The organism is Dactylosporangium sp. NBC_01737 (assembly GCF_035963215.1).
Taxonomy (GTDB): Bacteria; Actinomycetota; Actinomycetes; order Mycobacteriales; family Micromonosporaceae; genus Dactylosporangium.
Genome location: NZ_CP109153.1, coordinates 9401993 through 9424943 on the forward strand (window position 1 = coordinate 9401993; position 22951 = coordinate 9424943).

At 71.7% G+C, this 22951-nt stretch carries 21 protein-coding genes and 1 pseudogene; 9 read left to right on the forward strand and 13 right to left on the reverse strand.

Annotated features, from left to right (window positions below; translation table 11 throughout):
- Nucleotides 1-320: 320 nt before the first annotated feature.
- Nucleotides 321-2015: pseudogene (locus tag OHA72_RS42950) on the reverse strand (non-ribosomal peptide synthetase); the annotation flags it as partial.
- A gap of 420 nt (nucleotides 2016-2435) precedes the next feature.
- Entirely contained in the window at nucleotides 2436-2861 is a 426-nt protein-coding gene (locus tag OHA72_RS42955) for a hypothetical protein (protein ID WP_327001844.1), read from the reverse strand.
- On the opposite strand from OHA72_RS42955, the gene OHA72_RS42960 reads away from it, so the two are divergent.
- On the forward strand, nucleotides 2823-3026 hold the full coding sequence (locus OHA72_RS42960; RefSeq protein ID WP_327001845.1) for a hypothetical protein: 204 nt from the start codon (nucleotides 2823-2825) through the stop codon (nucleotides 3024-3026). The two genes, OHA72_RS42955 and OHA72_RS42960, sit on opposite strands and share 39 nt — an antisense overlap.
- A 9-nt stretch (nucleotides 3027-3035) precedes the next feature.
- On the opposite strand, the gene OHA72_RS42965 is transcribed toward OHA72_RS42960, so the two are convergent.
- The 4 genes from OHA72_RS42965 to OHA72_RS42980 form a co-directional block, all read right to left on the reverse strand.
- Complete coding sequence (locus tag OHA72_RS42965; RefSeq protein ID WP_327001846.1) at nucleotides 3036-3512, reverse strand: hypothetical protein; 477 nt, start codon at nucleotides 3510-3512, stop codon at nucleotides 3036-3038.
- 2 nt (nucleotides 3513-3514) lie between these two features.
- Complete coding sequence (locus OHA72_RS42970) at nucleotides 3515-3871, reverse strand: PadR family transcriptional regulator (RefSeq protein WP_327001847.1); 357 nt, start codon at nucleotides 3869-3871, stop codon at nucleotides 3515-3517.
- Nucleotides 3872-3933: 62 nt separating this feature from the next.
- Nucleotides 3934-4371 carry a TIGR03618 family F420-dependent PPOX class oxidoreductase gene (locus OHA72_RS42975; protein ID WP_327001848.1) on the reverse strand — a complete coding sequence of 146 codons (438 nt, stop codon included), beginning with the start codon at nucleotides 4369-4371 and terminating at the stop codon, nucleotides 3934-3936.
- 25 nt (nucleotides 4372-4396) lie between these two features.
- Nucleotides 4397-5374: an SDR family oxidoreductase gene (locus OHA72_RS42980; protein WP_327001849.1), complete on the reverse strand. Its 978-nt coding sequence runs from the start codon at nucleotides 5372-5374 to the stop codon at nucleotides 4397-4399.
- Nucleotides 5375-5563: 189 nt separating this feature from the next.
- Between OHA72_RS42980 and OHA72_RS42985 the strand changes: the two genes are divergently transcribed.
- The 3 genes from OHA72_RS42985 to OHA72_RS42995 all read left to right on the forward strand — a co-directional run bounded on the left by OHA72_RS42985 (nucleotide 5564) and on the right by OHA72_RS42995 (nucleotide 7591).
- Nucleotides 5564-5878: an MmyB family transcriptional regulator gene (locus tag OHA72_RS42985; RefSeq protein WP_327001850.1), complete on the forward strand. Its 315-nt coding sequence runs from the start codon at nucleotides 5564-5566 to the stop codon at nucleotides 5876-5878.
- Between the two features lie 198 nt (nucleotides 5879-6076).
- Nucleotides 6077-6946: an AraC family transcriptional regulator gene (locus OHA72_RS42990; protein WP_327001851.1), complete on the forward strand. Its 870-nt coding sequence runs from the start codon at nucleotides 6077-6079 to the stop codon at nucleotides 6944-6946.
- Between the two features lie 57 nt (nucleotides 6947-7003).
- On the forward strand, nucleotides 7004-7591 hold the full coding sequence (locus OHA72_RS42995) for a methyltransferase family protein (RefSeq protein WP_327001852.1): 588 nt from the start codon (nucleotides 7004-7006) through the stop codon (nucleotides 7589-7591).
- Nucleotides 7592-7603: 12 nt separating this feature from the next.
- Here OHA72_RS42995 and OHA72_RS43000 read toward each other — a convergent pair whose 3' ends face one another.
- The 3 genes from OHA72_RS43000 to OHA72_RS43010 all read right to left on the reverse strand — a co-directional run bounded on the left by OHA72_RS43000 (nucleotide 7604) and on the right by OHA72_RS43010 (nucleotide 12636).
- Nucleotides 7604-7858: a Fic family protein gene (locus tag OHA72_RS43000; protein ID WP_327001853.1), complete on the reverse strand. Its 255-nt coding sequence runs from the start codon at nucleotides 7856-7858 to the stop codon at nucleotides 7604-7606.
- A 159-nt stretch (nucleotides 7859-8017) separates the two neighbouring features.
- Nucleotides 8018-9487, reverse strand: coding sequence for a sensor histidine kinase (locus OHA72_RS43005; protein WP_327011772.1), 1470 nt, complete (start codon nucleotides 9485-9487; stop codon nucleotides 8018-8020).
- Between the two features lie 185 nt (nucleotides 9488-9672).
- Nucleotides 9673-12636 carry an AAA family ATPase gene (locus OHA72_RS43010; protein ID WP_327001854.1) on the reverse strand — a complete coding sequence of 988 codons (2964 nt, stop codon included), beginning with the start codon at nucleotides 12634-12636 and terminating at the stop codon, nucleotides 9673-9675.
- 165 nt (nucleotides 12637-12801) lie between these two features.
- Here OHA72_RS43010 and OHA72_RS43015 point away from each other — a divergent pair, with 165 nt between their 5' ends.
- Entirely contained in the window at nucleotides 12802-14271 is a 1470-nt protein-coding gene (locus tag OHA72_RS43015; protein ID WP_327001855.1) for a serine/threonine-protein kinase, read from the forward strand.
- Between the two features lie 127 nt (nucleotides 14272-14398).
- Complete coding sequence (locus OHA72_RS43020) at nucleotides 14399-15586, forward strand: MFS transporter (RefSeq protein ID WP_327001856.1); 1188 nt, start codon at nucleotides 14399-14401, stop codon at nucleotides 15584-15586.
- 30 nt (nucleotides 15587-15616) lie between these two features.
- Here the strand turns inward: OHA72_RS43020 and OHA72_RS43025 are convergent, their stop codons facing one another.
- Nucleotides 15617-16231 (reverse strand): dihydrofolate reductase family protein, encoded by a 615-nt coding sequence (locus OHA72_RS43025; RefSeq protein WP_327001857.1) that lies wholly within the window; start codon nucleotides 16229-16231, stop codon nucleotides 15617-15619.
- Between the two features lie 120 nt (nucleotides 16232-16351).
- Between OHA72_RS43025 and OHA72_RS43030 the strand changes: the two genes are divergently transcribed.
- Both OHA72_RS43030 and OHA72_RS43035 read left to right on the forward strand, forming a co-directional pair.
- The gene (locus OHA72_RS43030; protein WP_327001858.1) at nucleotides 16352-16684 is read left to right on the forward strand and encodes a cupin domain-containing protein; all 333 of its coding nucleotides are present in this window, start codon (nucleotides 16352-16354) and stop codon (nucleotides 16682-16684) included.
- 43 nt (nucleotides 16685-16727) lie between these two features.
- Nucleotides 16728-17396: an MBL fold metallo-hydrolase gene (locus OHA72_RS43035; protein ID WP_327001859.1), complete on the forward strand. Its 669-nt coding sequence runs from the start codon at nucleotides 16728-16730 to the stop codon at nucleotides 17394-17396.
- Nucleotides 17397-17830: 434 nt separating this feature from the next.
- On the opposite strand, the gene OHA72_RS43040 is transcribed toward OHA72_RS43035, so the two are convergent.
- Nucleotides 17831-18244: a (R)-mandelonitrile lyase gene (locus OHA72_RS43040; protein ID WP_327001860.1), complete on the reverse strand. Its 414-nt coding sequence runs from the start codon at nucleotides 18242-18244 to the stop codon at nucleotides 17831-17833.
- Nucleotides 18245-18259: 15 nt separating this feature from the next.
- Nucleotides 18260-19294, reverse strand: a complete 1035-nt coding sequence (locus OHA72_RS43045) for a zinc-dependent alcohol dehydrogenase family protein (protein WP_327001861.1) — start codon at nucleotides 19292-19294, stop codon at nucleotides 18260-18262.
- A 163-nt stretch (nucleotides 19295-19457) separates the two neighbouring features.
- On the opposite strand from OHA72_RS43045, the gene OHA72_RS43050 reads away from it, so the two are divergent.
- Nucleotides 19458-19985 carry an aldo/keto reductase gene (locus OHA72_RS43050; RefSeq protein ID WP_327001862.1) on the forward strand — a complete coding sequence of 176 codons (528 nt, stop codon included), beginning with the start codon at nucleotides 19458-19460 and terminating at the stop codon, nucleotides 19983-19985.
- 133 nt (nucleotides 19986-20118) lie between these two features.
- Here the strand turns inward: OHA72_RS43050 and OHA72_RS43055 are convergent, their stop codons facing one another.
- Entirely contained in the window at nucleotides 20119-22920 is a 2802-nt protein-coding gene (locus OHA72_RS43055; RefSeq protein ID WP_327001863.1) for an AfsR/SARP family transcriptional regulator, read from the reverse strand.
- Nucleotides 22921-22951 lie beyond the last annotated feature (31 nt).

Genomic DNA, 22951 nt, shown 5'->3' on the forward strand with positions numbered 1-22951 from the left:
CGGGCGAGCACGACCGGCACGACCCAGCGCACGCCGAGGTAGCTGATCAGGATCGCCATCATCAGCTGCATCAGGACCTCGACCGACACGTAGCCGTTGTTCCAGGTGTACACGTAGGACACCGGCAGCGTGACGAGCAGCACCAGCAGGTAGAGGACCAGTGCCTGCCCCGCGCCGGCGGCCGCGATCCGCCGGCTGTCGTGGCGCAGCGGCGCCGGGCGGGGCGGCGCGGTCAGCCCGCCGGCCGCATCGGACTCGCGCAGCCGCCGGGCCATGCCGCGCACGGTCGGGTGGCCGTACAGGTCGCGCACGGCCGCGCCGGCACCCACGTTGCGGGCCCGCAGCATCGACACGACCCGCGCGGCGAGCAGCGAGTGCCCGCCGAGGTCGTCGAAGAAGTGCGCCTCGACCGACAGCGACTCCGGTGGCAGGCCGAACGCCTCGGCCCACACCGCGCAAACCTGCTCCTCCAGCGTCCCGTCGGCGGCGACGTGCAGCCCCCCGGCGGGCCGCCGGTTGACCGGGGTCGGCAGCTGCCTGCGGTCCACCTTGCCGCTCGGCATGGCCGGCAGCGCGTCGACGACGTCGAGGTACGCGGGCACCATGTAGCCGGGCAGGCGCTCCTGCAGCTGCTCGTACAGGCGGCGGACCAGTTCCTCGGCGGGCTCGTCGCTCCCGTGCGGGCGCACGACGTACCCGGCGAGCTCCCGGGGTGCGTCCGGCGCGTCGGACACCGCGACGAGCGCCGCGACCGCCTCGGTGACGCCCTGGTCCTCCAGGAGGACGTTCTCGATCTCGCCGAGGTCCACCCGGTGCCCGCGGATCTTCACCTCGGCGTCGGCGCGGCCCAGGTATTCGATCTCGCCGTCGGCGGTGAGCCGGCCGAGGTCGCCGGTGCGGTACAGCCGGAACCCGGCCTGCGCCAGCGGGTGCTCGATGAACCGGTCCGCGGTCAGCTCCGGTCGCCCCACGTAACCGCGGGCCACGCCGGGCCCGCCGATGCAGATCTCGCCGATCTCACCGTCGGGGACCACCTGGCGCTGCTCGTCCAGCAGCACCACGGAGTACGTCGGCAGCGGCCGGCCGATGGTGACGATCCGCCCCGGCAGCAGCTCGCACCAGGTCGCGGTGACGGTCGCCTCCGTCGGACCGTACGTGTTCAGGATGCGCCGGCCGGGTCTGCTCCACCGCTCCACCAGCTGCGCCGGGCAGGCCTCGCCGCCGACGAGGAGGTTGCGGATGCGGGGCAGCTCCCGGGGGATCGTGGCGAGCAGGGTCGGCACGCAGTACAGGACGGTGATGTGGGCCGTGTCGAGGAAGTCGGCGAGCTCCCCGCCGAAGCGCCGCGAGTCCGTCGGCCCCGCGACGAGGGTCGCGCCGACCGACCACGTCGGCCAGATCTCCTCGATCGAGAAGTCGAACGCGATCGTCATGCCCTGGTAGACCCGGTCGCCGGGGCGCACGTCGTACAGCTGCGGCACGACGTCGAGGAAGTTGCAGATGCTGGACTGCGCCACCTCCACGCCCTTCGGCCGGCCGCTGGAGCCCGACGTGTAGATCACGTAGGCGGCGGGGTCGGCGGCGGCATCCAGCGCCGGCCGGTGCTGCACGGTGCCGGTCACCTCGTCGGCGATCAGCACCGGACAGGGCAGCCCGTCGGCGCGGTCGGCGAGATCCGCCGACGTCAGCACCAGCGCGATGCCGGAGTCCTTGACGATGTAGGCGACCCGGTCCGCGGGTGACTCCGGATCGATCGGCACGAACGCGCCGCCGGCCTTGCCGACGGCGAGCAACGCCACGTACGTGGCGACCGAGCGCTGCAGCAGGATCGCGGTCCGCGCGCCGCCGCTGATCCCGAGGTCACGCAGCTGGTGGGCGAGGCTGTTGGCGCGTTCGTCGAGCTCCCGGTAGGTGAGGCGCTCGCCGTCGCACTCGAGCGCGACGGCGGTGGGAGTGCGGTCGCACGCGGCCTCGAACACGTGGTGCAGGCGTCTAGGGCGCACCCCGCCGTCCATCGCCTGCCGGACGGTCGGCACGGTCGCCCTGGTGGTGCGTGCGTGGCTCAAAGGTACTGCCTCTTTCTGCTGATGCCCGATGCGACGCCGGGGCGGACCGGCATCGAACCTGTCGGGCACGGCGAAGGCACCCACGGTGGGACGTGGGGGGCGATGCTTGATCGTTTCCGGTCAAACGAAGAAGCGACACCTGGGTGGGTGTCGCTTCCTCAGATTGCCGTTGTGTTTCGGGCCGCGTGGCCGACGTCAGGCAGTCTCACCACGAGACCACCCTTTCACCGCCGCCGGGCGGCGCCTGCCCGCTCCGCGGCCTCACACGCCACTTCACGCGTGTCATGGTGGAAAATCCGGTTCCTCGTAGCAGTCCGGCGAGCTCCTCGCGGCCGGTGATGCCGAGCTTCGTATACGCCCCCGGTGACCTCACGGACGAGGTCGGCGTGGCAGACGCGCGGGTAGAACATGCGCTGGGTGATGAGGCGCGTCACCAGGCTTTCCACCCCTGCGCCGGTCGCCCTGCGACGCAGCCCGGACGGCTTCGATGTGCTGGCGGCGCGCGACGCCGCCACCGATCAGGTCGCGGATCCGGTTGTTGACCGTCTCCATGAGGCGCACCCGGTCCTCCTCGGCTCGCCGGGTCCGCCGGGTCACCGTCTCCACGGCGTGTGCGGGCAGGGGCGTGCCCGGCTCGGTCAGCAGCCAGCCGAGCTCGACGGCCGCGATCAGCATCGGCATGAAGTGGTAGATGAGGTTGTAGAAGTGGATCAGGGACTCGGCGTCGAGGATGCGCCCGTCCGAGTGGACGACCGCGTGCCAGACGTTGTTGAGACTCCGCTTGTCGGCCTCCACCCAGCGCTGCCGCTGGAACATGAGGTCGACCCGCACGGCACCGAACGCTGGTGCACCACGAGCCAGCTGCAGGAGCTGCTGCGCCGCGACGGGCTCGACATCGGCGACCTCACCGCCGCACCGCAGCCGCCCCGCATCACCGACGCGTTCGACGGCTGCGAGTAGCGTGCGGCCTCAGCCGGCCAGGTCGTCGCCCGCGTTGTGCCGGCGGCGACCGCTCGTGCCCTGCAGGATGGCCGCGACGACGGCGGCCACCACCGACAGCACTGTGAGCAGCAACGCCGGCGCCACGACGCCGGTGATGTCCTCCCCTGTGCCGCGGGCCAGCACCATGACCGTGACGATCCCGGCCACCAGCAGGCCGGCGGCGGCCAGCGCAAGGTACTTGACGAGCCTGAAGACGTCGGTTGCATTCCTGGTCATGGCCAACCTCGCAAGGTGTGTCGCGCGCTCCCGGACGATGCCGGCGAACGTCTCGATGAACATCCAGAGGATGAACGCGCCATGCCCGTGGCCCTTGGCTCCGGCCCGTTCACGGCAGAGGTCGGTGAACGTCTGCTCCATGCTTTCAGCGAAGCGGTCGCGGTAGGACCTCGGATAGAGCCCGAGCAGCATGCGGTACCAGCGCCGATATCGTGCCTGTCCGTCCACGGCTAGATACCCGCCGGCCCGGGCAGCAGGAACCGCTCGTGGGCGACCGCCACGACCTGCCGGTATCGCTGCAGCTCCGCCGCGAGCGTCTGTTGACCGGGCGCGGTGATGCTGTAGTAGACGCGGCGCTCATCGTCCAGGTTCGGGTCGATCTTCTTGTCGCTCTCGCAGATCAGGCCCGCTTCGGTCATCCGGCGGATCGAGCCGTACAACGTCCCCGGCCCCATCCGGACCTTCCCGCCGGAGTCGGATTCGACCTGCTTCATGATCCCGTAACCGTGGCGGTCCTGGGTCGAGAGCGCGAGCAGGATGTGCAGCACCGCAGGGGTGAGGGGTCCGCCCTCCCTGCTGTTTGCCATGACTCGAAACTATATCCGCGACGGATATACGTCAAGCACGACGGACGCCGGCAGCGCGGCGCTCAGCTGCCGTAGATGCGGGCCGGGGCGAGCAGGACGGCCGTGCGGCGCTGCTCGGCCATGACGCGGTCGTATTCGTCCCAGTCGTCGTGGGTGCCGCCCGCGGCGGTGAAGACCTCGCGCAGCAGGAGCCGCAGGTCCTCGGCGTCGATGCCCGGCGCCGGGTCGTCGGGGCCGATGAGCGTGGCCGTGCCCTCGACGGTGGACCAGGTCCAGCCGGAGCGGATCGTCACGCTCAGCTGGGGACGCACCCGCAGGTTGCCCAGCTTGACCTTGCCGTACGTGACGAAGCCGAGCGCCGGGGCGCCGGTGAGCGGGTGCGGCAGCACGCCGGCGTTGACGACCGACGCCTGGATGGTGCCGTCGGCCCGCAGCGTCGACACGACGACCAGGCCACGTTCCTTCGCCGCCAGCGCGGCGAACCCGTCCAGCGTTGCCATCTCCGCTCCCGTCTCTACGACCGCATCATCGCACGTCGCCCCTCATCTCGGTCATCGACAGCGCACCCGGGAAGGAGGTGTGGGTGAGATCTTCGGAGAGCTGCCAGATCCGCCTGGCGTCGTCCTCACTGCGCAGCCGGGAGTACACGGCCTGCTCGGCGGGCGCGCCGGACAGGTGCCCGAGCCCGCTCGGACCGTAGAAGCGGCCGCCGGACGCGTCCGGGGAGGTGGCAGCGAGCAGGGCCGGCAACAACGCCGTCTCGACCGTACCAAGGAGAATGCCGCGACGGGAGAGCACGCGGATGACGCGCACGCCGGCGGTATCCTTGGCCCGGCCCATCTCGGGGCGTGCGGCGAGCAGGCTGGTGGGTGCGACGCCGGGGTGGGCGATGTTGCTGGTGATGCCCCAGCCGCCGGCCCGGCTGCGCCGGTCCAGTTCGAGCCCGAACAGGCCGAACGCGATCTTGGACTGGCTGTACGCGCGGCGGCCGTGGTAGGACCGCTCCCAGTTCAGGTCGTCCCAGTTGATGGCGTTCTCGTTCGCGGCGACGCTGAGCTGGGAGGTCACCCGCGCCCGCCCGGCCCGCAGCAGCGGCAGCAGGTGACCGACGAGCGCGAAATGACCGAGGTGGTTGCTGCCGAACTGCAGCTCGTACCCGTCGGCGGTCGTCTGCCGGTCCGGTGGCGTCATGACCCCGGCGTTGTTGATCAGGATGTGGATCGGACGGTTCTCGCCGCGCAGCGTGGCGCCGAGCGCGGCGACCGAGTCCAGCGACGACAGGTCGAGCGCTCGCAGGGACAGGGCGGCCTCCGGGTACCGCTGCCTGATCTTCGCCATCGCCGCTTCGCCCTTGCCGGGATTGCGGACGGGCATCACGACCTCGGCGCCGGCGGCGGCGAGGCGGGCAGCCAGGCCCAGTCCCACGCCGTCGCTGGCGCCGGTGACCACGGCGAGCTTCCCGGAGAGGTCGGGAACGTTGATGTCCGGTTGCCTGCGTGCCATGTGGTGCTCCTCAGTGTCCGCGGATCGGTTCCGTCACCGGATGTGCTCTCAGGTTGCGGCTGATCCGCGGGGATAACCACGGCCTCTCGATCCCAGGTTGACCCTGGTGAGGGGGATCAACAGTCCGTGGCTGCGACCCGGCGCCGGTGGTAGAACGGGACGGAGGCGGAGGCGGAGGGAGGACGCAGCGTGATTGATCGGGCCGGTCTCGCCGGGTTCCTGCGCCGCCGCCGGGAGTCCATGCAACCCGAGGACGTCGGTCTCCCCCGCGGCCAGCGCCGCAGGACCACCGGCCTGCGCCGCGAAGAGGTCGCCACCTTCTGCTTCGTGCACCCGGAGCTCGGCGTCCTCGACCTCGCCTGCCAGGCGCTGCTCGACCCCGACCAGTCACATTCGCTGCTGGTGTACACCGCGGTCCCCGGCACCGAAAGCTACGACAAGCTCCAACTGCTCGCCGTCATCGGACCGCAGCCCGTCATCGGAGCGGCCGGGCCGCATCGGTGACCCGTTGCCGCCACGCCTCGACAGCGCATCGGCGCGCAACTCCTGCACGTTGCCGGTGACGGCGCGATCTGGAACCGGGCGGCCCGGCGGCCCTGACCTCCCTGGTCCCTCACCTCCAGGCAGATGATCGGATCGGACCACAGCGGTCGGGCGCGGGCCGGGCACCTTCGGCCAGGGTTGACGTTGAAAGGAGGGCCAATGATCTCGGCACTCAACCGGCTCGTCGACCTCGTCGAGCAGCACCTCACGGACGAGCTCGACGTGAGCGGACTGGCCAGGACGCTCGGCACGACCGAATACCACCTGCGCCGGATGTTCTCGTCGCTGGCCGGCATGCCGCTGTCGGAGTACGTGCGCCGGCGGCGCATGACCGTCGCGGCCGCCGCCGTCGTGCGGGGTGAGGACGATCTGCTGAGCATCGCCGTCCGGCACGGATACGGCTCGACCGAGGCGTTCGGACGCGCGTTCCGGGCGGTCCACGGCGCCAACCCCGGTGACGTACGCCGCGACGGAGGCCCTCTTCGCACACAACCGCAGATCAGGTTCCGCCTGACCGTCGAAGGGAGCATCCCCATGGACACCCGCATCGCAGACCGCCCCGCATTCCGGCTCGTCGGACACGCAGCCCGGGTCCCACTGATCCACCACGGCATCAACCCGCACATCCAGCACCTCATCACCGCGCTGCCGCAGGAGGAGCATGTCCGGCTGAAGACCCTCAGCAACACCGAACCGGCGGGCCTGCTGCAGATCAGCGACGACGTCGATCCCGACGGCACCGAGGGCAGCCCATTGACCTACGTGCACGGGGTCGCCGTCTCCCAGGACACGCCGGCCCCCGAGGACCTCCACGCCATCGAGGTACCGGCCGGCACATGGGCGATCTTCCGCACCGCCGGCCCCTTCCCGCAGACGCTGCAGCAGACCTGGGCCGCCACCGCGACCGAATGGTTCCCCTCCAACCCGTGGCGGCTGCGGCCAGGCCCCTCGATCGTCACGATCCTGGAGCGCGCGGCCGACTTCAGCACCGCGACCTGCGAGCTGTGGCTGCCCGTCGAACCGACCTGACGGACCCTGCCGGCGTTCCGGTTGTGTGCGGCGACGTGGTTCGGTGATACTCGCGGCGTGCCCGTGCCGTACGAAGAGGTCTCGCATACGGCGCGTGTCGTCTTCCTCGCCAGCGTCGGTGCCTTCGCCGCGGGCGAGCTCTCACAGGCGCTCCGCCTGCGCCGAGGCGCGACGCACGTCAACATGCGCGCGGAGATCGTGTTCAGAGCGATGTTCTTCGGTGCGATCCTGCTGTTGCCCGCCGGTCGAGATGCCGCCCCGGGTGCCGTGATCGGCGGTGGTATGTGGCCGTTCGCGCTCGGGGCGGCGATCGGGTGGTCCGGCCTGCTGCTGCGCTGGTGGTCGTTTGCGACCCTGGGGCGCTACTTCACGGTGGTGGTGCAGACCAGTGAGGACCAGCCGGTGGTGGAACGCGGTCCGTACAGGGTTTTGCGACACCCGAGCTACACCGGCCTGCTGCTCGCCATCGCGGGCGGCGGCCTGATGCTGGGAAACTGGGTCGGTGCCGTGGGTGCGACCGGCTTGGTGCTGATCGCCCTGATCCACCGCCTCCGGATCGAGGAGCGCGCCCTGACCGCCGCACTGGGCGACCGCTACCGGGAGTTTGCGGCCGGCCGCGTCCGACTCATCCCCTACGTGTGGTAACCCTTGCCGCCGTCAGCCCGTTGACCGGGCATGGCGGCGGGTCCGCTCGACGAGTGCCGCGACGTGCCTGGCCATCGCCTCGGCACCGCGCGTTTCGCCGGCTGGGCGCACGGTCATCAGCAGTGACGCCGCCTGGTCCAGCACCACGCCCTCGCGGGCGAGGACGAAGTACAGCGCCAGCGCCGCCGACCGGGCGTTGCCGTCGGCGAACGGATGGAAGAACGCCACGTCGAGGTACACCCGTGCGGCCCGCGACGGCAGCGGCACCCGCAGGTCGCCGGCCTCGGCGAGACACGCGTCGAACGCCGCAGGCAGATCCGGCCGGTACCCGTACCACTCCCGGCCATTATCGCCTCACCACAGCAGTGACCCGAGCCGACGAAGCAGAAGCAGCAGACGCGGTGGATCTGTTCTCGCCAGCATCGATCACCGTGATCCGGTCGCAGAACTCATGCTCGACCTGATCTGCTCAGAGGCTGGGAGCAGCACGCGGAAGGTGGTGGACCGGCCCGGGTCGCTCTCGACCTCGGCGGTTCCTGCGTGCGCGGCGACGATCGCGGCGACGATCGCCAAGCCCAGTCCGGTGCCGGTCTTCTCGCTGGTCCGGGTGCGGGCCGGGTCCGCGCGGTAGAACCGCTCGAAGACGTGCTGCGCCTCGTCGGGGCCGAGCCCAGGCCCGGTGTCGGTCACCTCGACCACCGCCTGCCCGGGGCGGCGTGACAACCGCACCGTCACATCGGCGTCGGCACCTGTGTGCGTGAGGGCGTTGGCGACGAGGTTGGCGATGACCTGGCGCAGCCGTTGCTCGTCGCCGGTGACGACCAGCGGCGCCGGCGTGGCGACGTCCAGCGCGAGCGGTCGGTCGCGCGCCACAGCGTGGAAGCCGTCGAGGACGTCGGAGGCGAGCGCAACCAGGTCGACCGGCTCCGCGGCCAGGGGGCGCTGCTGGTCGAGGCGGGCCAGCAGCAGCAGTTCATCGACGAGCACGGCCATCCGCCGGGCCTGGTCCTCGATGCGCCCCACCAGCCCGGCGGTTTCCTGCTGGCCCTGGACGGCGCCGTGGCGGTACAGCTCGGCGAACCCACGAATGATGGTGAGCGGCGTGCGCAGCTCGTGCGAGGCGTCGGCGACGAACCGGCGCATCTTCTGCTCCGACGAGCGGGCGGTCGCCTCGGACGCCGACCGGGCCGCGAAGGCGTCCTCGATCTGCTCGATCATCAGGTTGAACGCGCGGCCCAGCCGGCCGACCTCGGTGCGTGGGTCGAGTTCGGGTGCCCGCTGGGACAGGTCGCCGGCCGCGATCACCGCCGTGGTCTGCTCGATCTGCGCGAGCGGCCGCAGGCTGGCCTGGATGAGCCAGACGGCCAGGACGGCCACCGTCGCGACGATGCTCAGCCCGACCAGCAGCACGAACCAGACCAGCCGGCCGACGGTACCGTCCACATCGGACAGCTGGGCGCCGATGACGATGTGGTGGCCGCCCGGCGCGCTGACGGAGAGGACCCGCCACCGCATCGTGCCGTGCACGCCGCGCACCGTGAACGGCCCGGTCCTGGACAGGTCGGCGCGCTTGAGGTCGGGCGGGTCCGCGGGCAGTTGGCGCGGCAACGAGCTGACCAGCCTGCGGTCGGTGTCCAGCGACTCGATGAGGAACAGGTCGGGGAACTTCAGGCTCGCTTTCTGCTCCTCCGGTACCGGGAACTGCAGCTCGGTGTGCCCGGCGGCGATCTGCTTGCGGGCCTGGTCGCCGAGGTCGGCGAGCTGCCGGTCGATGCGGCCGGTGAGCTCCTCGCGCAACGCGGTGACGGTGGCCGCGCCCACGACCGTCACGGCGCTGGTGACCAGCCCGAGCACCGCCACGACGAGCTTGACGCTCAGCGGCGTCCGGCCGAGCACGTCGGCCGTCCCCGCCCACGGCGGGACCCGGCGGCCGATCCCGGGCGTTGCCTGTGACACCAAACGCATCCAATATGGTGCGACCGGCAACCTTGGGCCCGGCTGCGAACCACCAGGGGATCTGCTGGGACCTCGGCATCGCCCGCATCCCTTCCCAAGCCATGTCGGGCCTTGGGGCCGCGGGCTCACGCCGGCGGGCCGACCAGCCAGAGCCGTCCGGCATCCACTCCGTCCGCCAGGAGCATCTGAGGGTTCGCGCTGCCTCCAGACACGTCACCCGGCTCCGGACCGTCGCCGAGGCCCAGCAAGCCGAGCCGGGCGACCGCCGCGCCGAACGCCTCCTGCATGCTCCGGCCGTACGCCAGCGTCTCGTACAGGGACTGGGCGAACTCGATCGCCGCGGTATCCGACATCCGCTGCCGCATGCCTACGACACAACCGGACACCGGGACGATCGCCCGCGCCTGCTCCAGTGACCAGCACGCGTTGAGCACGACCAATCGCACGTTCCTGCCGATCGCCTCGAAGAGCCGGGCCAGCGCCTCCCCGGTCACCTCGGTCGCCACGTCCTCCAGGACGATGCCTTTGGACTTCAGCCCGTGACCCGCGAAGTGCACGATCGTCGGCTCGTACCGGAGCAGAGCTGTCTGCAGGTCCCGTACCCGCACCGCGAACGCTGTGTGAAGATCGACGATGTCGCGCAGCCCGGACGAGCGCAGTGCGGCGTCGACTTCGCGGTACTCCCGGTCCACCGCCAGCCGTGTGGAGTCCATCGGGTTGGCAGCGAGGAACAGGATCGTCGCCTTTCCATGTAACGGTGCCGTTGCGGTGTTCATCGGCGGGGCGTGGGAGAGGCCGACCGGATCCAACCGAGGAGGCGGTGCTGACGGATCCGTATGCTGCTGGGCTTCGACGGTGGCGGGAGCCGGGCTGTCACCGCCGGTCAGAAAGGGCGGAAGGGCCGGGAAGAAGAAGGACGGGCGCGGGCCGAAGTCCTCATTTTCGCTGCGCCAGATGTCGACCAGGATCGGCTTGACGGACCCGTCGGCGGGCGCAATCCCCCAGAAGGTCCCGAGCAGTTCCCATGCCGTCTCATACATCCCGGCGGCGTCGTAGCACAGCGAGAGCAGCCACGCCATCTGCTGGCTGCGCCCCGTCTCGAGATTGACAATGCCGGCCGCTGCGAGGGCAATCCCGACATCTCCCGCGAATAGCGCCGCGAAGATCTCCTGCCCCAGCAGCGGAATGTACGTGCCGTTGGCCTCCCGCCACGCACGCGCGACGGCGTGCACCTGTGTCCATTTGTGATCCGAAGCGAGGCGGAGGATCGAGGACAGGACCTGCTGCCTGTCCTGCAGCACCGCGTCGACCCTGGTCCACCACCCAAGCGCCGCTTCCCGTTCGTCGTTGTTCACCACGCGACCGAGGAGCACGTACAGGATGGACTCCGCGATCTTGTAGCCGGACCTGATCTTCCCGCTCGTCAGGCCGTTCAGGGAAAGGGTGACGGCGGCACCGAGGTCCCGGCGGCGGGTATGCAGCTCAATACCGGCCTGATAGAGGGAGAACAGGCTCTGGGTAGGCGGGACGCGCTTGATGCCCTCGTTAAGCAAGGCAACAGCAGCATCGAGATCCTGGCGGCGGATATGCAGCTCAATACCGGCCTGATAGAGGGAGAACAGGTTCTGGGTGGGCGGCACCGCGGCAATCGCGCTGTTGACGACAGGAACGGCGTCCTCCAACCGGCCGAGATCCTGAAGTCCTGCCACCTTCATCAACCACAGCGGTGCATACCCGGGTTGCAACCTCAGCCCATAGTCACATTGTTGTATCGCAAGTTCCGCATCACCCTTCCCGGCGCGGGCGTTGAGCAGGCGGGCATAAAAGTCGTGCGCTCCCCAGGACCGCGGCCGATCCAGCACGGCTCCGAGCTCCGCCATCATCTCCGCCATGGTCTCGGCATCCTGCGGCACTTGCGAGGTCGACGAGTACTTGTTGACGATGTGCGTTGTGAAACCGGCGGTGATCTCATCCAGCAGGGGCTGCTCGCCGGCCGCCACGAGATGGTGGCGGGCCTCGGCGTAACGCTGGCCGAGGTGCCTGCCGGACACCTGCTTCGCGTTGAAATGGCGGGCGTAGTACCGCCCGGCCGCCACATGTGCGGCCCGGAGTTCCTCCGGATCGCGACGCAGCTCAGTCAGGGCCAGCTCGCGCGCCACCGGCGTCACCCTGTACCACTTCCGGTCCAGCTCGACGTGAAACTTCGACATCAGCTCGGTGATCATCCCGAAGGTGTCGCCGTCAGCGACCATGTCGATCATGGTCCGTTCGAATCCGGTGCGGTGGACGGCCAGGCCGCGCAGCCGCCTTCGCATCTCCGGCCGCAGCAGCTTGAGCGTCCGTTCCGTGAACTGCTGCTCGAGGGCGGCGATGAGCTCGGGCGCCAGGGTGACGTCCTTGTCGAGGTCCAGGTCGACCGGTACGAGCTGGACCAGGTCCTCGAGCGGCTCGTACCGCAGCAGGACCGCCGTCGTCCTGAGCGCTCGGGGGTTGCCGCCGAACCAGACGGAGACCCGGCGCAGGTCGGATCGAGAGATTGTTGAGCCATCAGGGATCAGGGCGGTCAGCAGGTGCTCGCCCTCGGCCGGCTCCAGCGGGCCCAGAAGCCGGAACGCAAAATGCTCTTCCCAGGTCAACTCCTCGGGTGCGGTGTTGCCGACGAACAGGAGCCGGCCCCGGCAACGCGACCGTCGAGCGAGTCGTTGCAGCACGGGCCAGACCGGGCGGCTCATCGTCCGGTTGCGAGACAGCAACCGCTGCGCCTCGTCGATGATGACGAGGACCGGTTCGACGTGCAGGAGACGCTCCAGGGCGTTGGCGATCGCCTGCGGGCTCGACTCGAGCGGTGTGCCCTCGGGCTGGAGCTGGTCCCAGATCTGGAAAAGCACTTCGTCGCCTGATTGCTCGCCTGGCGGTACCTCGACCTCGACGACGCGGAACCCCGAGACCTCGGCGGCGACCGCACGGGCCAGCGTCGTCTTGCCGACACCAGAGAATCCGCCGACATAACAGGCGACGGGTCCGGAGCTGAGCCAGGTCCCGGTCAACCAGGCCGACAACGCCTTCTGGCGGTTGCTGAGGTCGGTCACGACGTCAGGTCGGTGGACGCGAACGGTCTGCAGGCTGGGCGCACTGTGCGGACAGTAGCAGTCGGTAGCACACCGCACAGTAAGCCATACGGACCGTTGAGGCCGATACCGTTCGGAGACCTGTGGGGAGGTGTCGGCGTCGCTCGTTCGGGGGAAAAGGTCCGGATGCAGCAGGAGCAGATTCTCGGTGGTCGGTACCGGCTGACCGGGCAGCTCGGCGTCGGGGGCATGGCGGTGGTGTGGAAGGCGCACGACGAGTTGCTCAACCGGCACGTCGCGGTCAAGGTGCTCGCCGGGAGGCAGGCGGAGAGCGCCGCAGCCCGGCGACGGGTGCAGGCCGAGGCGCAGGCGGCCGCGCAGCTGTGGCATCCGAATGTGACGAATGTGTACGACTACGGCGAAGCGCCCGACGAGGCCGGCAGGTGTGTGCCGTACGTGGTGATGGAGCTGCTGCCCGGTCGCACGCTGTCGCAGCGGCTGGCCGCCGGGCCGTTGCCGCCGCAAGCCGCGCTGCGGATCTGTGCCGAGGTCGCCGATGCGCTGGCCGCCGCCCATGACCGGCACGTCGTCCACCGCGACGTCAAGCCCGCCAACGTGATGCTGACGCCGTCCGGGGCGAAGGTGCTCGACTTCGGGCTCGCCGCCGTCGCCGGGCAGCCAGACCTCGACGAGGAGGGCCAGCTCCTCGGCACCGCCGCCTACCTCGCCCCGGAGCGGCTCACCGGGGACGAGGTGCTGCCGGCCTCCGACGTGTACGCCCTCGGGCTGCTGATCCACCGGGCCCTGACCGACGAGCTGCCGTGGGAGGCGGACACGCCGTCGCAGATGCTCAACGCCCACGTGTACGTCGAGCCGGACCCGCTGCCGCCGATCGACGGCGTGCCCGCGGCGGTCAACGAGATCTGCGACCGGTGCCTGATGAAGGAGCCCGCCGACCGGCCGTCCGCCGCCGAAGTGGCGGCCGTGCTCACCGCCGCCGCCGGCATCGTCCCCCGCCCGTCGGATGACCTGCCTGCACCGGCCGGCGACCCGTCGGCGCCGGCCGCAGCAGCGACCGCGGCAGTGACAACACCGGCCACAAAGGCACCGCAACCCGCCCCCAGGCGCATTGCGGTCCTGGTCGGCGCGGCCGTCGCGGGAGCCGTCGTAGCAGCCGTCGCCCTCTCCCAGACCGGCACCGGCCCCCGGGAAAGGGAGCACAGCACGGCGGGCGCCGCCCGCAACCCCACCGCCGCACCGGGCCCGTCAGGAGACCCGACCTCCACCCCACAGGCAGCCGGCTCCAGCGCGGCCACCCCGACCGGATCGGCGGCCGTGGTGGCGCTACCGGAAACCTCCGCCGCTCGACCTCCGACGACCACCCCGACCCCCGAGGCGACGACCCCGCCGACGCCCGAACCGGGCGTACAGATCAGCGCCTACGGCGGCACGGCACGGGTGTCGTGCACCGGGAAGAAGGCACAGATCCTCAGCCTCGACATCGCCGACGGCTACACCCTCGGCGAGTACCGGCCCGGCCCGGCCGACGAGGTCAAGGCCGTGCTCATGTCCAGCACCAACACCAGCGAGATCAAAGCCAAGTGCAGCAAGGGCGCGCCCGTGCCCATCGTGAAGGAGACACCGCCCAAGCCGTAGCCAGATGTCAAAAAAACCATTTGACGGCCGCGATACGTTGATCCTCCGTACCTTCGGGCGGCCGTAGCCGGCGCGCATCGGGAGTTTCGAGGGGGGCCATGGCCCCTTCCGAGACCCAGGAGTCACGATGCGCCGGGCACCCGCCCTCTCCTTCCTCCTCGTCACCGTCTTCATCGACATGCTCGGCCTCGGCCTGATCGTGCCGATCGTCCCCGCCCTGCTGACCGACCTCACCGGGCACGCCGGCGGCGCCGCGCGCTGGAGCGGGCTGATCGGCTCCGGCTACGGCCTGCTGCAGTTCCTGTCCGCGCCGTTGCTGGGGCGGCTGTCCGACCGGCACGGGCGGCGACCCGTCCTGCTCGCGTCGCTGTCCTGCCTGGGCGTCGACTACCTCGCGCACGCCGCCTCGCCGACGGTGTGGCTGCTGGTGCTGTTCCACGCGGTTGCCGGCGCGTGCGCGGGGACGAACACCGTCGTCAACGCCTACATCGCCGACGTCACCGCGCCTGAGCTGCGGGCCCGCGCGTTCGGGCTGGTCGGCGCCGCGTTCGGGCTCGGCTTCGTCGCCGGGCCCACGGTCGGCGGGCTGCTCGGCGCCGTGGACGTGCGGCTGCCGTTCTACGCCGCGGCCGGGCTGGCGTTCGCCAACGTCTTGTACGGCTGGCTCGTCCTGCCCGAGTCACGGCCCGGTGACCGCGGCACGCCGTTGGGCCGGGGCGTCGTGAACCCGGTCGGTGCGCTCGCCGCGGTGCTGCGCCGGCCGGTGCTCGGGCGGCTCGCGTGGGCGCGGCTGTCCGCCGACGTCGCCCGGATGACCGGGCAGGTGATCTGGACGTTCTTCGTGACGGTCCGGTTCGGCTGGGGCACGGCGCAGGTCGGTGTCGTCATGGCCGCGGGCGCGCTCGCCGGTGTGGCGTTCCAGGCCCGGCTCGTCGGCCCGATCGTGCGACGGCTCGGTGACAAGCGGGCCGCCGTCCTGGGCGGGGCACTGGGCGTCGTGACGCTCGCCGGTACCGCCGCCGCATCGGCACCGTGGGTGGTCTACGTGCTGCAGGCGGTCGGCGTGCTCGGCTCCGTCGGCGGGGCGGCGGCGCAGGCGTGGCTGTCGCGTGCCACCGGCGCCGACGAGCAGGGCACCGTCCAGGGCGCTGTGACCGGGATCGGCGCCATCGCGGAGACGGCGGTGCCGGTCGCGGCCGGCGCGGCGTTCGCGTGGTCGCTGACCTGCGACCAGCCGGGCCTGGTGTTCCTCGGTGCTGCCGCCTTCGCCGCCGTGTCGGTGCTGCTGCTGGCCGCGACGCCCGCCACGAACTGACGGGCGTCGCGAGGGGCAGGAGGACCCGTCCTACTGTCCTTTCGGCGCCTGGTCCTTGATGTCGTCGTAGCCGGCCGGGGTGGGCGCCTCGGCCGGCGCGTAGATCACGCGGATCACGCCCGTCGGGAAGGTCTCGGTCGCGGTCACCTTCAGGTGGTACGGCGCGTCGCCGTCGTCGAACAGCCTGCGGCCCTTGCGCGCCGCCACCGGGTGCACCAGCAGCCGCAGCTCGTCGACGAGCCCGGCGGCGAGCAACTGCTGCACCACGGAGATCGAGCCGGGGATGAGGACGCCCTTGATGCCGCCGTCGGCCTTGAGCGCCGTGACGGCGTCGACCAGGTCGCCCTGGATCAGCTCCGAGTTGCGCCAGGCGAACTCGAGCGGCTGGCGCGACACGACCACCTTGCGCACGTCGCCGAGCTGCTTGGCGAACGGCGCGTCCTCGCCGCCGGCCGCCTCACGGCCGGGCCACGCGCCGGCGAAGCTGTCGTAGGTCTCGCGGCCGATGAGCAGCACGTCGGCGGTGTCGTAGTCCTCGGTGACGGCACGGCCCATGTTCTCGTCGAAGTACGGGAAGTGCCAGTCGGGGTCGATCTCGGCCACGCCGTCGGCCGAGATGAACAGCGTGGAGATGACCTTTGCCATCGGGAGGTTCCCTTCGCGTCGGGTGATGCACTTGCTGGCCTGACCCAACCATCCAACCGCATTGTCGCGGATGTACGGGTTCCGGTTGCAGTAACACGGCGGTGCGACGACTGTGGACCCATGCACCCGACGTCGCTGACCGCACTGATCGATGAGCAACTCGGCACGGCCCGCACGGCGGCCGGCGGGCGCAGCGCGCACACCGTCTACGGCGGTCACACCCGCACGCTGCGGCAGACCCTGATCACCCTCCTGGCCGGGCAGCGGCTCGACGAGCACGAGAACCCGGGCGAGGCCACGATCCACGTGCTCGCGGGGCGGGTCCGGCTGATCACCGCCGACGAGTCCTGCGACGTGGCACCGGGCGACCTGCTCGAGGTGCCCGACACCCGGCACGCCCTGGAGGCGCTCGACGACGCGACGGTACTGCTCACCGTGGCCATGCCGCGCTGACCGCCCGATCCTCGACCGGCCCGCGGGTGCGTAGATTGAACGCATGCGCCAGGTGGCCGACGGGGTCTTCGAGATCAGCATCGCGTTCGTGCACGCGCACCTGGTCGTGGTCGACGACGGGGTCGTGCTCGTCGACACCGGGCTGCCCCGCCGCTCGGCGAAGATCGAGCAGGCGTTGCACGAGGCCCGCCGCACCGTCGGCGACATCCGGGCCGTCCTGCTCACCCACTGGCACGCCGACCACACCGGCGGCGCCGCCGAGGTGCACCGCCGCAGCGGCGCGCGGATCGTTGCGCACGCGATCGACGTGCCGGTCATCATCGGCGCGGTGCCGGCGCCGCTGACGGCGCTGCAGAAGGTCAGCAAGCTGTTCACCGGCGTGCCGGAGCCGGTCGCCGTCGACGAGGTGGTCAGCGCCGACGGGCCGGTGCCGGTCCCTGGCTTCACCGCCGTGCACACGCCGGGCCACACCGACGGTCACGTGTCCTACCTGCTGGACCGCGACGGCGGGGTGCTGTTCGCCGGCGACGCGGCCGGCGGCGCCGGCACGAAGGTCCGCCGGACGCCGCGGCTGATGACCGCCGATGCGACCGCGGCGGACGCCAGTGTGGCCCGCCTGGCGCAGCTGCGCTTCGAGGTCGCCGTCTTCGGCCACGGCGGCGCGGTCACCACCGCGGCCGCCGACCGCTTCCGCGAGCTGGCGGCCCGATAACGCGAAGGCCCCGACGGAGTCCTGCGGCGACAGGACCCCGCCGGGCGTTCGGTGCGTGCCGGCCCGTCAAGACTGGCTCAAGCAGGCACGGCAGGCATCAGTGAAAACACTGAAAGCCGTCATGAGGACCGGTGATCGTCGGCGGGGCACTGCCCGACATGGAAGCCGACCGCCGGCAACAGGGCCAGCAGCGCGTTGACCAGCCCGCCGCGCTGGTCGCGTCGGTGTTCATCGCCTGCAACAAGCGCCTGCACGGCCGCGGGTCGAGCTCGCCGCACCGGACCCGATGCCGGCGCTGTCCCCGGCGGTGGAGCTCGCCGCGTACCGCATCGCCGTGGAAGGCATCACGAACGCGCTGCGGCACTCCACCGGCCGGTCGTGCCGGGTCGCGGTGAACGTCGACGGCGGGCTGGACGGTGCGGGCCCGCCTGCTGCTACAGCGCTGACGCCCGCTGCCCCGCGGCGTACTGCTCGTCCGTGACCTTCTCCAGCCACTGGATGCCCTGGCCGTCGCGGACGCCGGTGAGCGCGATGTGCGTCATCGCGGTCGCCGGCGAGGCGCCGTGCCAGTGCTTGACGCCGGGCGGGCACCAGATCGCGTCGCCGGCCCGGAACTCCTCGACCGGGCCGCCCCACTGCTGGGTGCGACCGACCCCGTCGGTCACGATCAGGCGCTGACCGGCGGGATGGGTGTGCCACGCGGAGCGGGCACCCGGCTGGAACGTGACGGCAGCGCCGCCGTACGCCGCCGCGTCCTGCGCGTCGAACAACGGCTGGACGCGCACGTCACCGGTGAAGTACTCCTCCGGGCCCGGGTACGGGGCCTGCGAGCCGCTGCGGGTGATCATATGGAGCTCCTTCGGTCAGGGACGAATGAGGACCTTGAGCGCCTGGCGGTCCGCCATCGCGCGGTACCCGGCGGGCACCTCCTCGAACCCGATCGTGTGGTCGAAGACGCGGCCCGGCTCGATGTTGCCCTCCAGGACGTCGGGCAGCAGATCCTCGATGTAGGCGCGGGCCGGTGCCACGCCGCCGGTCACGGTGATGTTGCGCAGGAAGGTGTCGAAGCCCAGCGGTACCTGGGTGTACTGGGCGGCGCCGACCCGGCCGATGACGCCGCCGTCGCGCACGACGCCGATGGACATGTCGATGGCCTGCTGGGTGCCGACGCACTCCAGCACGGCGTGGGTGCCGTCGCCGCCGGTCAGCTCCCGGATCGCGGCGACGCCCTCCTCGCCGCGATCGGCGACGACGTCGGTGGCGCCGAACTCGCGGCCCAGGTCGGTGCGGTCCTTGTGCCGCCCGGCGAGGATGATGCGTTCGGCGCCGAGGCGCCTGGCGGCCAGGACGGCGGACAGGCCGACCGCGCCGTCGCCGATCACGGTCACGGTCGTGCGCGGGTTCACCCCGGCGGTGACGGCGGCGTGGTGGCCGGTGCAGAACACGTCGGACAGCGTCAGCAGCGACGGCAGCAGCTCCGAGTCCGCCGCCACGGGCAGCTTGACCAGGGTGCCCTCGGCCTGCGGGACCCGCACCGCCTCGCCCTGCCCGCCGTCCACGCCGTCCATGCCCCACCCGCCGCCGTGCCGGCAGGACGTCTGCAGCCCTTCGCGGCAGAAGTCACAGGTGTTGTCCGCCCACACGAACGGGGCGACCACCAGGTCCCCCGCCCGGAATCCGGACACCTCGGCGCCGGTCTCCTCGACCACGCCGAGGAACTCGTGCCCCATGCGCCGCCCTTGCTCGCTGGGCGGCATCGACCCGTACGGCCAGAGGTCGCTGCCACAGATGCAGGACGCGGTCACGCGCACGATCGCGTCGGTCGGTTGCCGCAGGACGGGGTCGGGGACGGTCTCCACGCGCACGTCGCCGGCGCCGTACATGATGGTCGCTCGCATTGTCGTTCTCCTTCGTGGCGTCCGTTCCGACGCTACGACCGTGCGGGCGGCGCCGGGAGGTACTGCTATTACCTGGAACGGCAGTGACTCCCTCACCTGCGTGGAATGAGGTTGCCTGGGTATCGGCAAGTTGAGCGCATCACCGACGAAGGAGTGCACCGCCATGCAGCACCGCGCCGGCACCATCCGCCGCGCCCATGCCGTGCAGCCGGTGACCGCGGTCCAGCACGAGTACTCGCTGTGGTGGCGGCGCCCGGAGGCGGAGGTCCTGCCGACCTGCGACGAGCTCGGCATCGGCCTGGTGCCCTACAGCCCGCTCGGCAAGGGCTACCTCACCGGCACGATCGCCCAGCACACCGCGTTCACCGCCGGCGACATCCGCGCCACCATCCCCCGCTTCGACGCCGAGGCCCGCGAAGCCAACCAGGCCCTCGTCGACCTGATCGGCGGGATCGCGGCCCGCAAGGACGCCACCCCGGCCCAGATCGCCCTGGCGTGGCTGCTGGCGCAGCGGCCGTGGATCGTGCCGATCCCGGGCACCCGCCGGCTGTCCCGGCTGGAGGAGAACCTCGGCGCCGCCGGCGTCGAGCTCACCGCCGACGACCTGCGGGAGATCGCCGAGGCCACCGCGAAGATCGAGATCCACGGCGACCGGTACCCCGAGCACCTCGAACGCATGACCAACCTCTGACGGTCACCGCTCGCAGGACACCATCAGTTGGGCGAAGGAGACGTGGCCGAAGTACGGGTCGGTGAAGGTCTCGAAGATCTGCGGCTCACCGTCGATGGTGCACTCGCCGTAGTACCCCTCCGACTGCGGAGCCTCAGGTGGTCTCCAGCAGTGCGCGGACCTCGGCCGCTTCGACGTGGCCGATCGCGTCGAGGAGTCGCAGGGAGCTGCGCCAGAGGTCACGTGCCTGGCCGGTCTTCCCGGACAGCTGGTAGGTCTCGCCGAGGCACCGGAGCACTCCGGCCTCGCTGTAGCGGTCGCCCGAGCGGCGGAACAGGTCGAGGGAGCGTCGCAGGCAGCCGATCGCCTCGTCGGGCCGGCCCAGTGCACGGTGGATGTGCGCGAGGCTGTCCCAGGTGTGCGCCTCGCTGTAGTGGTCGCCGAGCTCCTGCTGGAGCAGCAGCGCCCGCTCGCAGTGCTCCAGTGCCTCGTGATGCCGGCCGAGCCTGGTCGCGTACCAGCCGAGGTTGCTCAGCGAGATCGCCTGGCCCACCGCGTTGCCGGCGGTGCGGTACAGCGCGAGCGCCAGCCGGTTGTGTTCCAGGGCCTCCTCGCAGGCGTTCTGCGCGCCGTCGATCCAGGCGATGCTGGCGTGCGCGTGCGCCACCCCGATCAGGTAACCGGCCTCGCCGAACAGTTCCATCGCCGCCGTGAACTGGGCCCTGGCCTCGTCGAAGCGTTCGGCGCCGCGGTACGCCAGGCCGATGCAGCGCGTCGCGTGCGCCTGGCCGAGGCGGTCACCGGCGCGCTGGGCGCAGCGCAGTGCGGTCCGCTGCACCGACAGCAGGTCGTGCCAGCGGTTGGTCCGGTGCAGGTGGGGGTTGAGGCACCAGGCGAGGCGCCACACGTGCCCGTCGAGCCCGGAGGCCGCCGCGTGCGCGACCACGGTCAGCAGCACCTGCTGCTCGCCGTGCAGCCAGTCGCGGGCGGCGTCGTGGTCCCGGATCGCGCCGACCACGACGCCGGGCGCCGCGGCGTCGAGCGTGATCGAGTCGACGTGTGGACCCAGCCGCAGGGCGGCCTCGTGTGCGGTGTGCAGGTGGTGATCGACGAGCCGGCGCAGCGCCTGGGATCCCTCTGCGGCGCCGGCCTGCTCGGCGGCGTAGGCGCGCAGCAGGTCGTGCAGCCGGTAGCGCCCGGCCAGATGCTCGGTGATCAGGTTTGCCCTGGTCAGCTCGCTCAGCAGGGGGCGGACCAGCCGCACGGGGAGGCCGGCGGTGCTGGCCGCCGCGTCGACGGTGATCTCCGGGCCCGGGTGGAGACCGAGCAGGCGGAACAGCCGCGCGCCGGGTCCGCTCAAGGTCCGGTAGGAGCACCAGAAGACGACCCTGACGTCGGTGCCGGCGTCACCGCCGTCGAGTACCGCGAGGGTGTCCTCGGCCGTGCGCAGCTCGGCGGCGAGGGCGGACAGCGACAGGGCCGGTTCGGTGGCGGCGCGGGCGGCCGCGATGGCCAGCGCCAGTGGCAGCCGTGCGCAGCGGGACACGATCTCACCGGCCGCCGCCTCCTCCTGCGCGACCCGTGCCGGCCCGACCCGGCGGGCCAGCAGGTCATTGGCCTCGGCCGGGGCCAGCAGGTCGAGCGTCACCGGCACGGCACCCTCCACCGCCACGAGCGGGGTGAGGCGATCGCGGCTGGTCACGACCGCGAGGCAGCCGGGAGACCCGGGCAGCAGCGGGCGGACCTGCTCGGCGTCGCGGGCGTTGTCCAGCACCACCAGCACCCGCCGGTCGGCCAGGACGCTGCGGTACAGCGCCGCCTGCGCCGCCGCGCCGGCCGGGACGGTCTGCGGCGCGACACCGAGCGCGTCGAGGAGGTCGGGGATGATCTGCGCCGGGTCCAGCGCGGCCCGGCCCGGGTCGTAGCCGCGGAGGTTGACGTACAGCTGGCCGTCCGGGAACCGGTCCGCCACCCGGTGTGCCCAGTGCACGGCGAGCGTCGTCTTGCCCACCCCGGCCGTGCCGGAGACCGCGGCGACCGCCGTCCCCGCGCTCGGTGGGCCGTCCAGCAGCGCGTCCAGCCTGGCGAGGTCACCGGCCCGGCCCGCGAAGTGGCGCACGGCCAGCGGCAGCTGCGCCGGCACGGGCGGACCGCCGCCGCCATCGGGCCCGCCGGCTTCCGGCGGCGCGGCGCTCACGGTCGCGCCGCCCGGCACGGTTACGCCGCCCGGGAGGTCCAGGCCGCTGTCCTGCCGCAGGATCGCGGTCTCCAGGTCGCGCAGCCGCTGCCCCGGCCGGACACCGAGCTCCTCGTCAAGGGTGTGGCGCAGCCGTTGATACGTGGCGAGCGCGTCGCTCTGCCGGCCCGCGCGGTACAGCGCGAGGATGAGCTGCCAGTGCAGCCCTTCGTCGAACGGATGGTCCCGGGCCAGCTGCCGCAGCTGCGGGATGAGCGCGGCGGACTCCCCGAGCGCGAGCCGTGCGTCCACGAGCGCCCTGGTGATGTTCTCGTGGAGCCCGCGCAGCCGGGCCGTCTGCTCGTCGAGCCAGGCCGAGCCTGCCACGTCCGCCAGCGGCTGCCCCCGCCACAGCGCCAGTGCCTCCCGGAGGTGTGCGGCGGACACGGCCGGGTCGCTCGCGCGGGCCGCGCGTCGGGCGAGCCGTTCGGCCCGCCCGACGTCGGTGCCCTCGGCGCCGAGATCCAGCACGTACCCAGGTGCGCGGGCGACGATCGCGGCCCGGTCGCCCAGCGCGTGGCGCAGCTGCGACACGTGGCTCTGCAGCGTGTTGAGCCCGGTCGGTGGCGCGTCGTGCCAGACCCGGTCGACCAGCTGGCCGGCGGGCACGACCTCGCCGGCGTGCAGGGCCAGGACCGCCAGCACCGACCTGCGCCGTGTTCCGCGCACCGGGCGGGCCGCGCCCGGCACGTCGACCGGTCCGAGCAGCCGGACCAGCACTTCCGCTCCATCTCCGGTGTCACCCACTGCC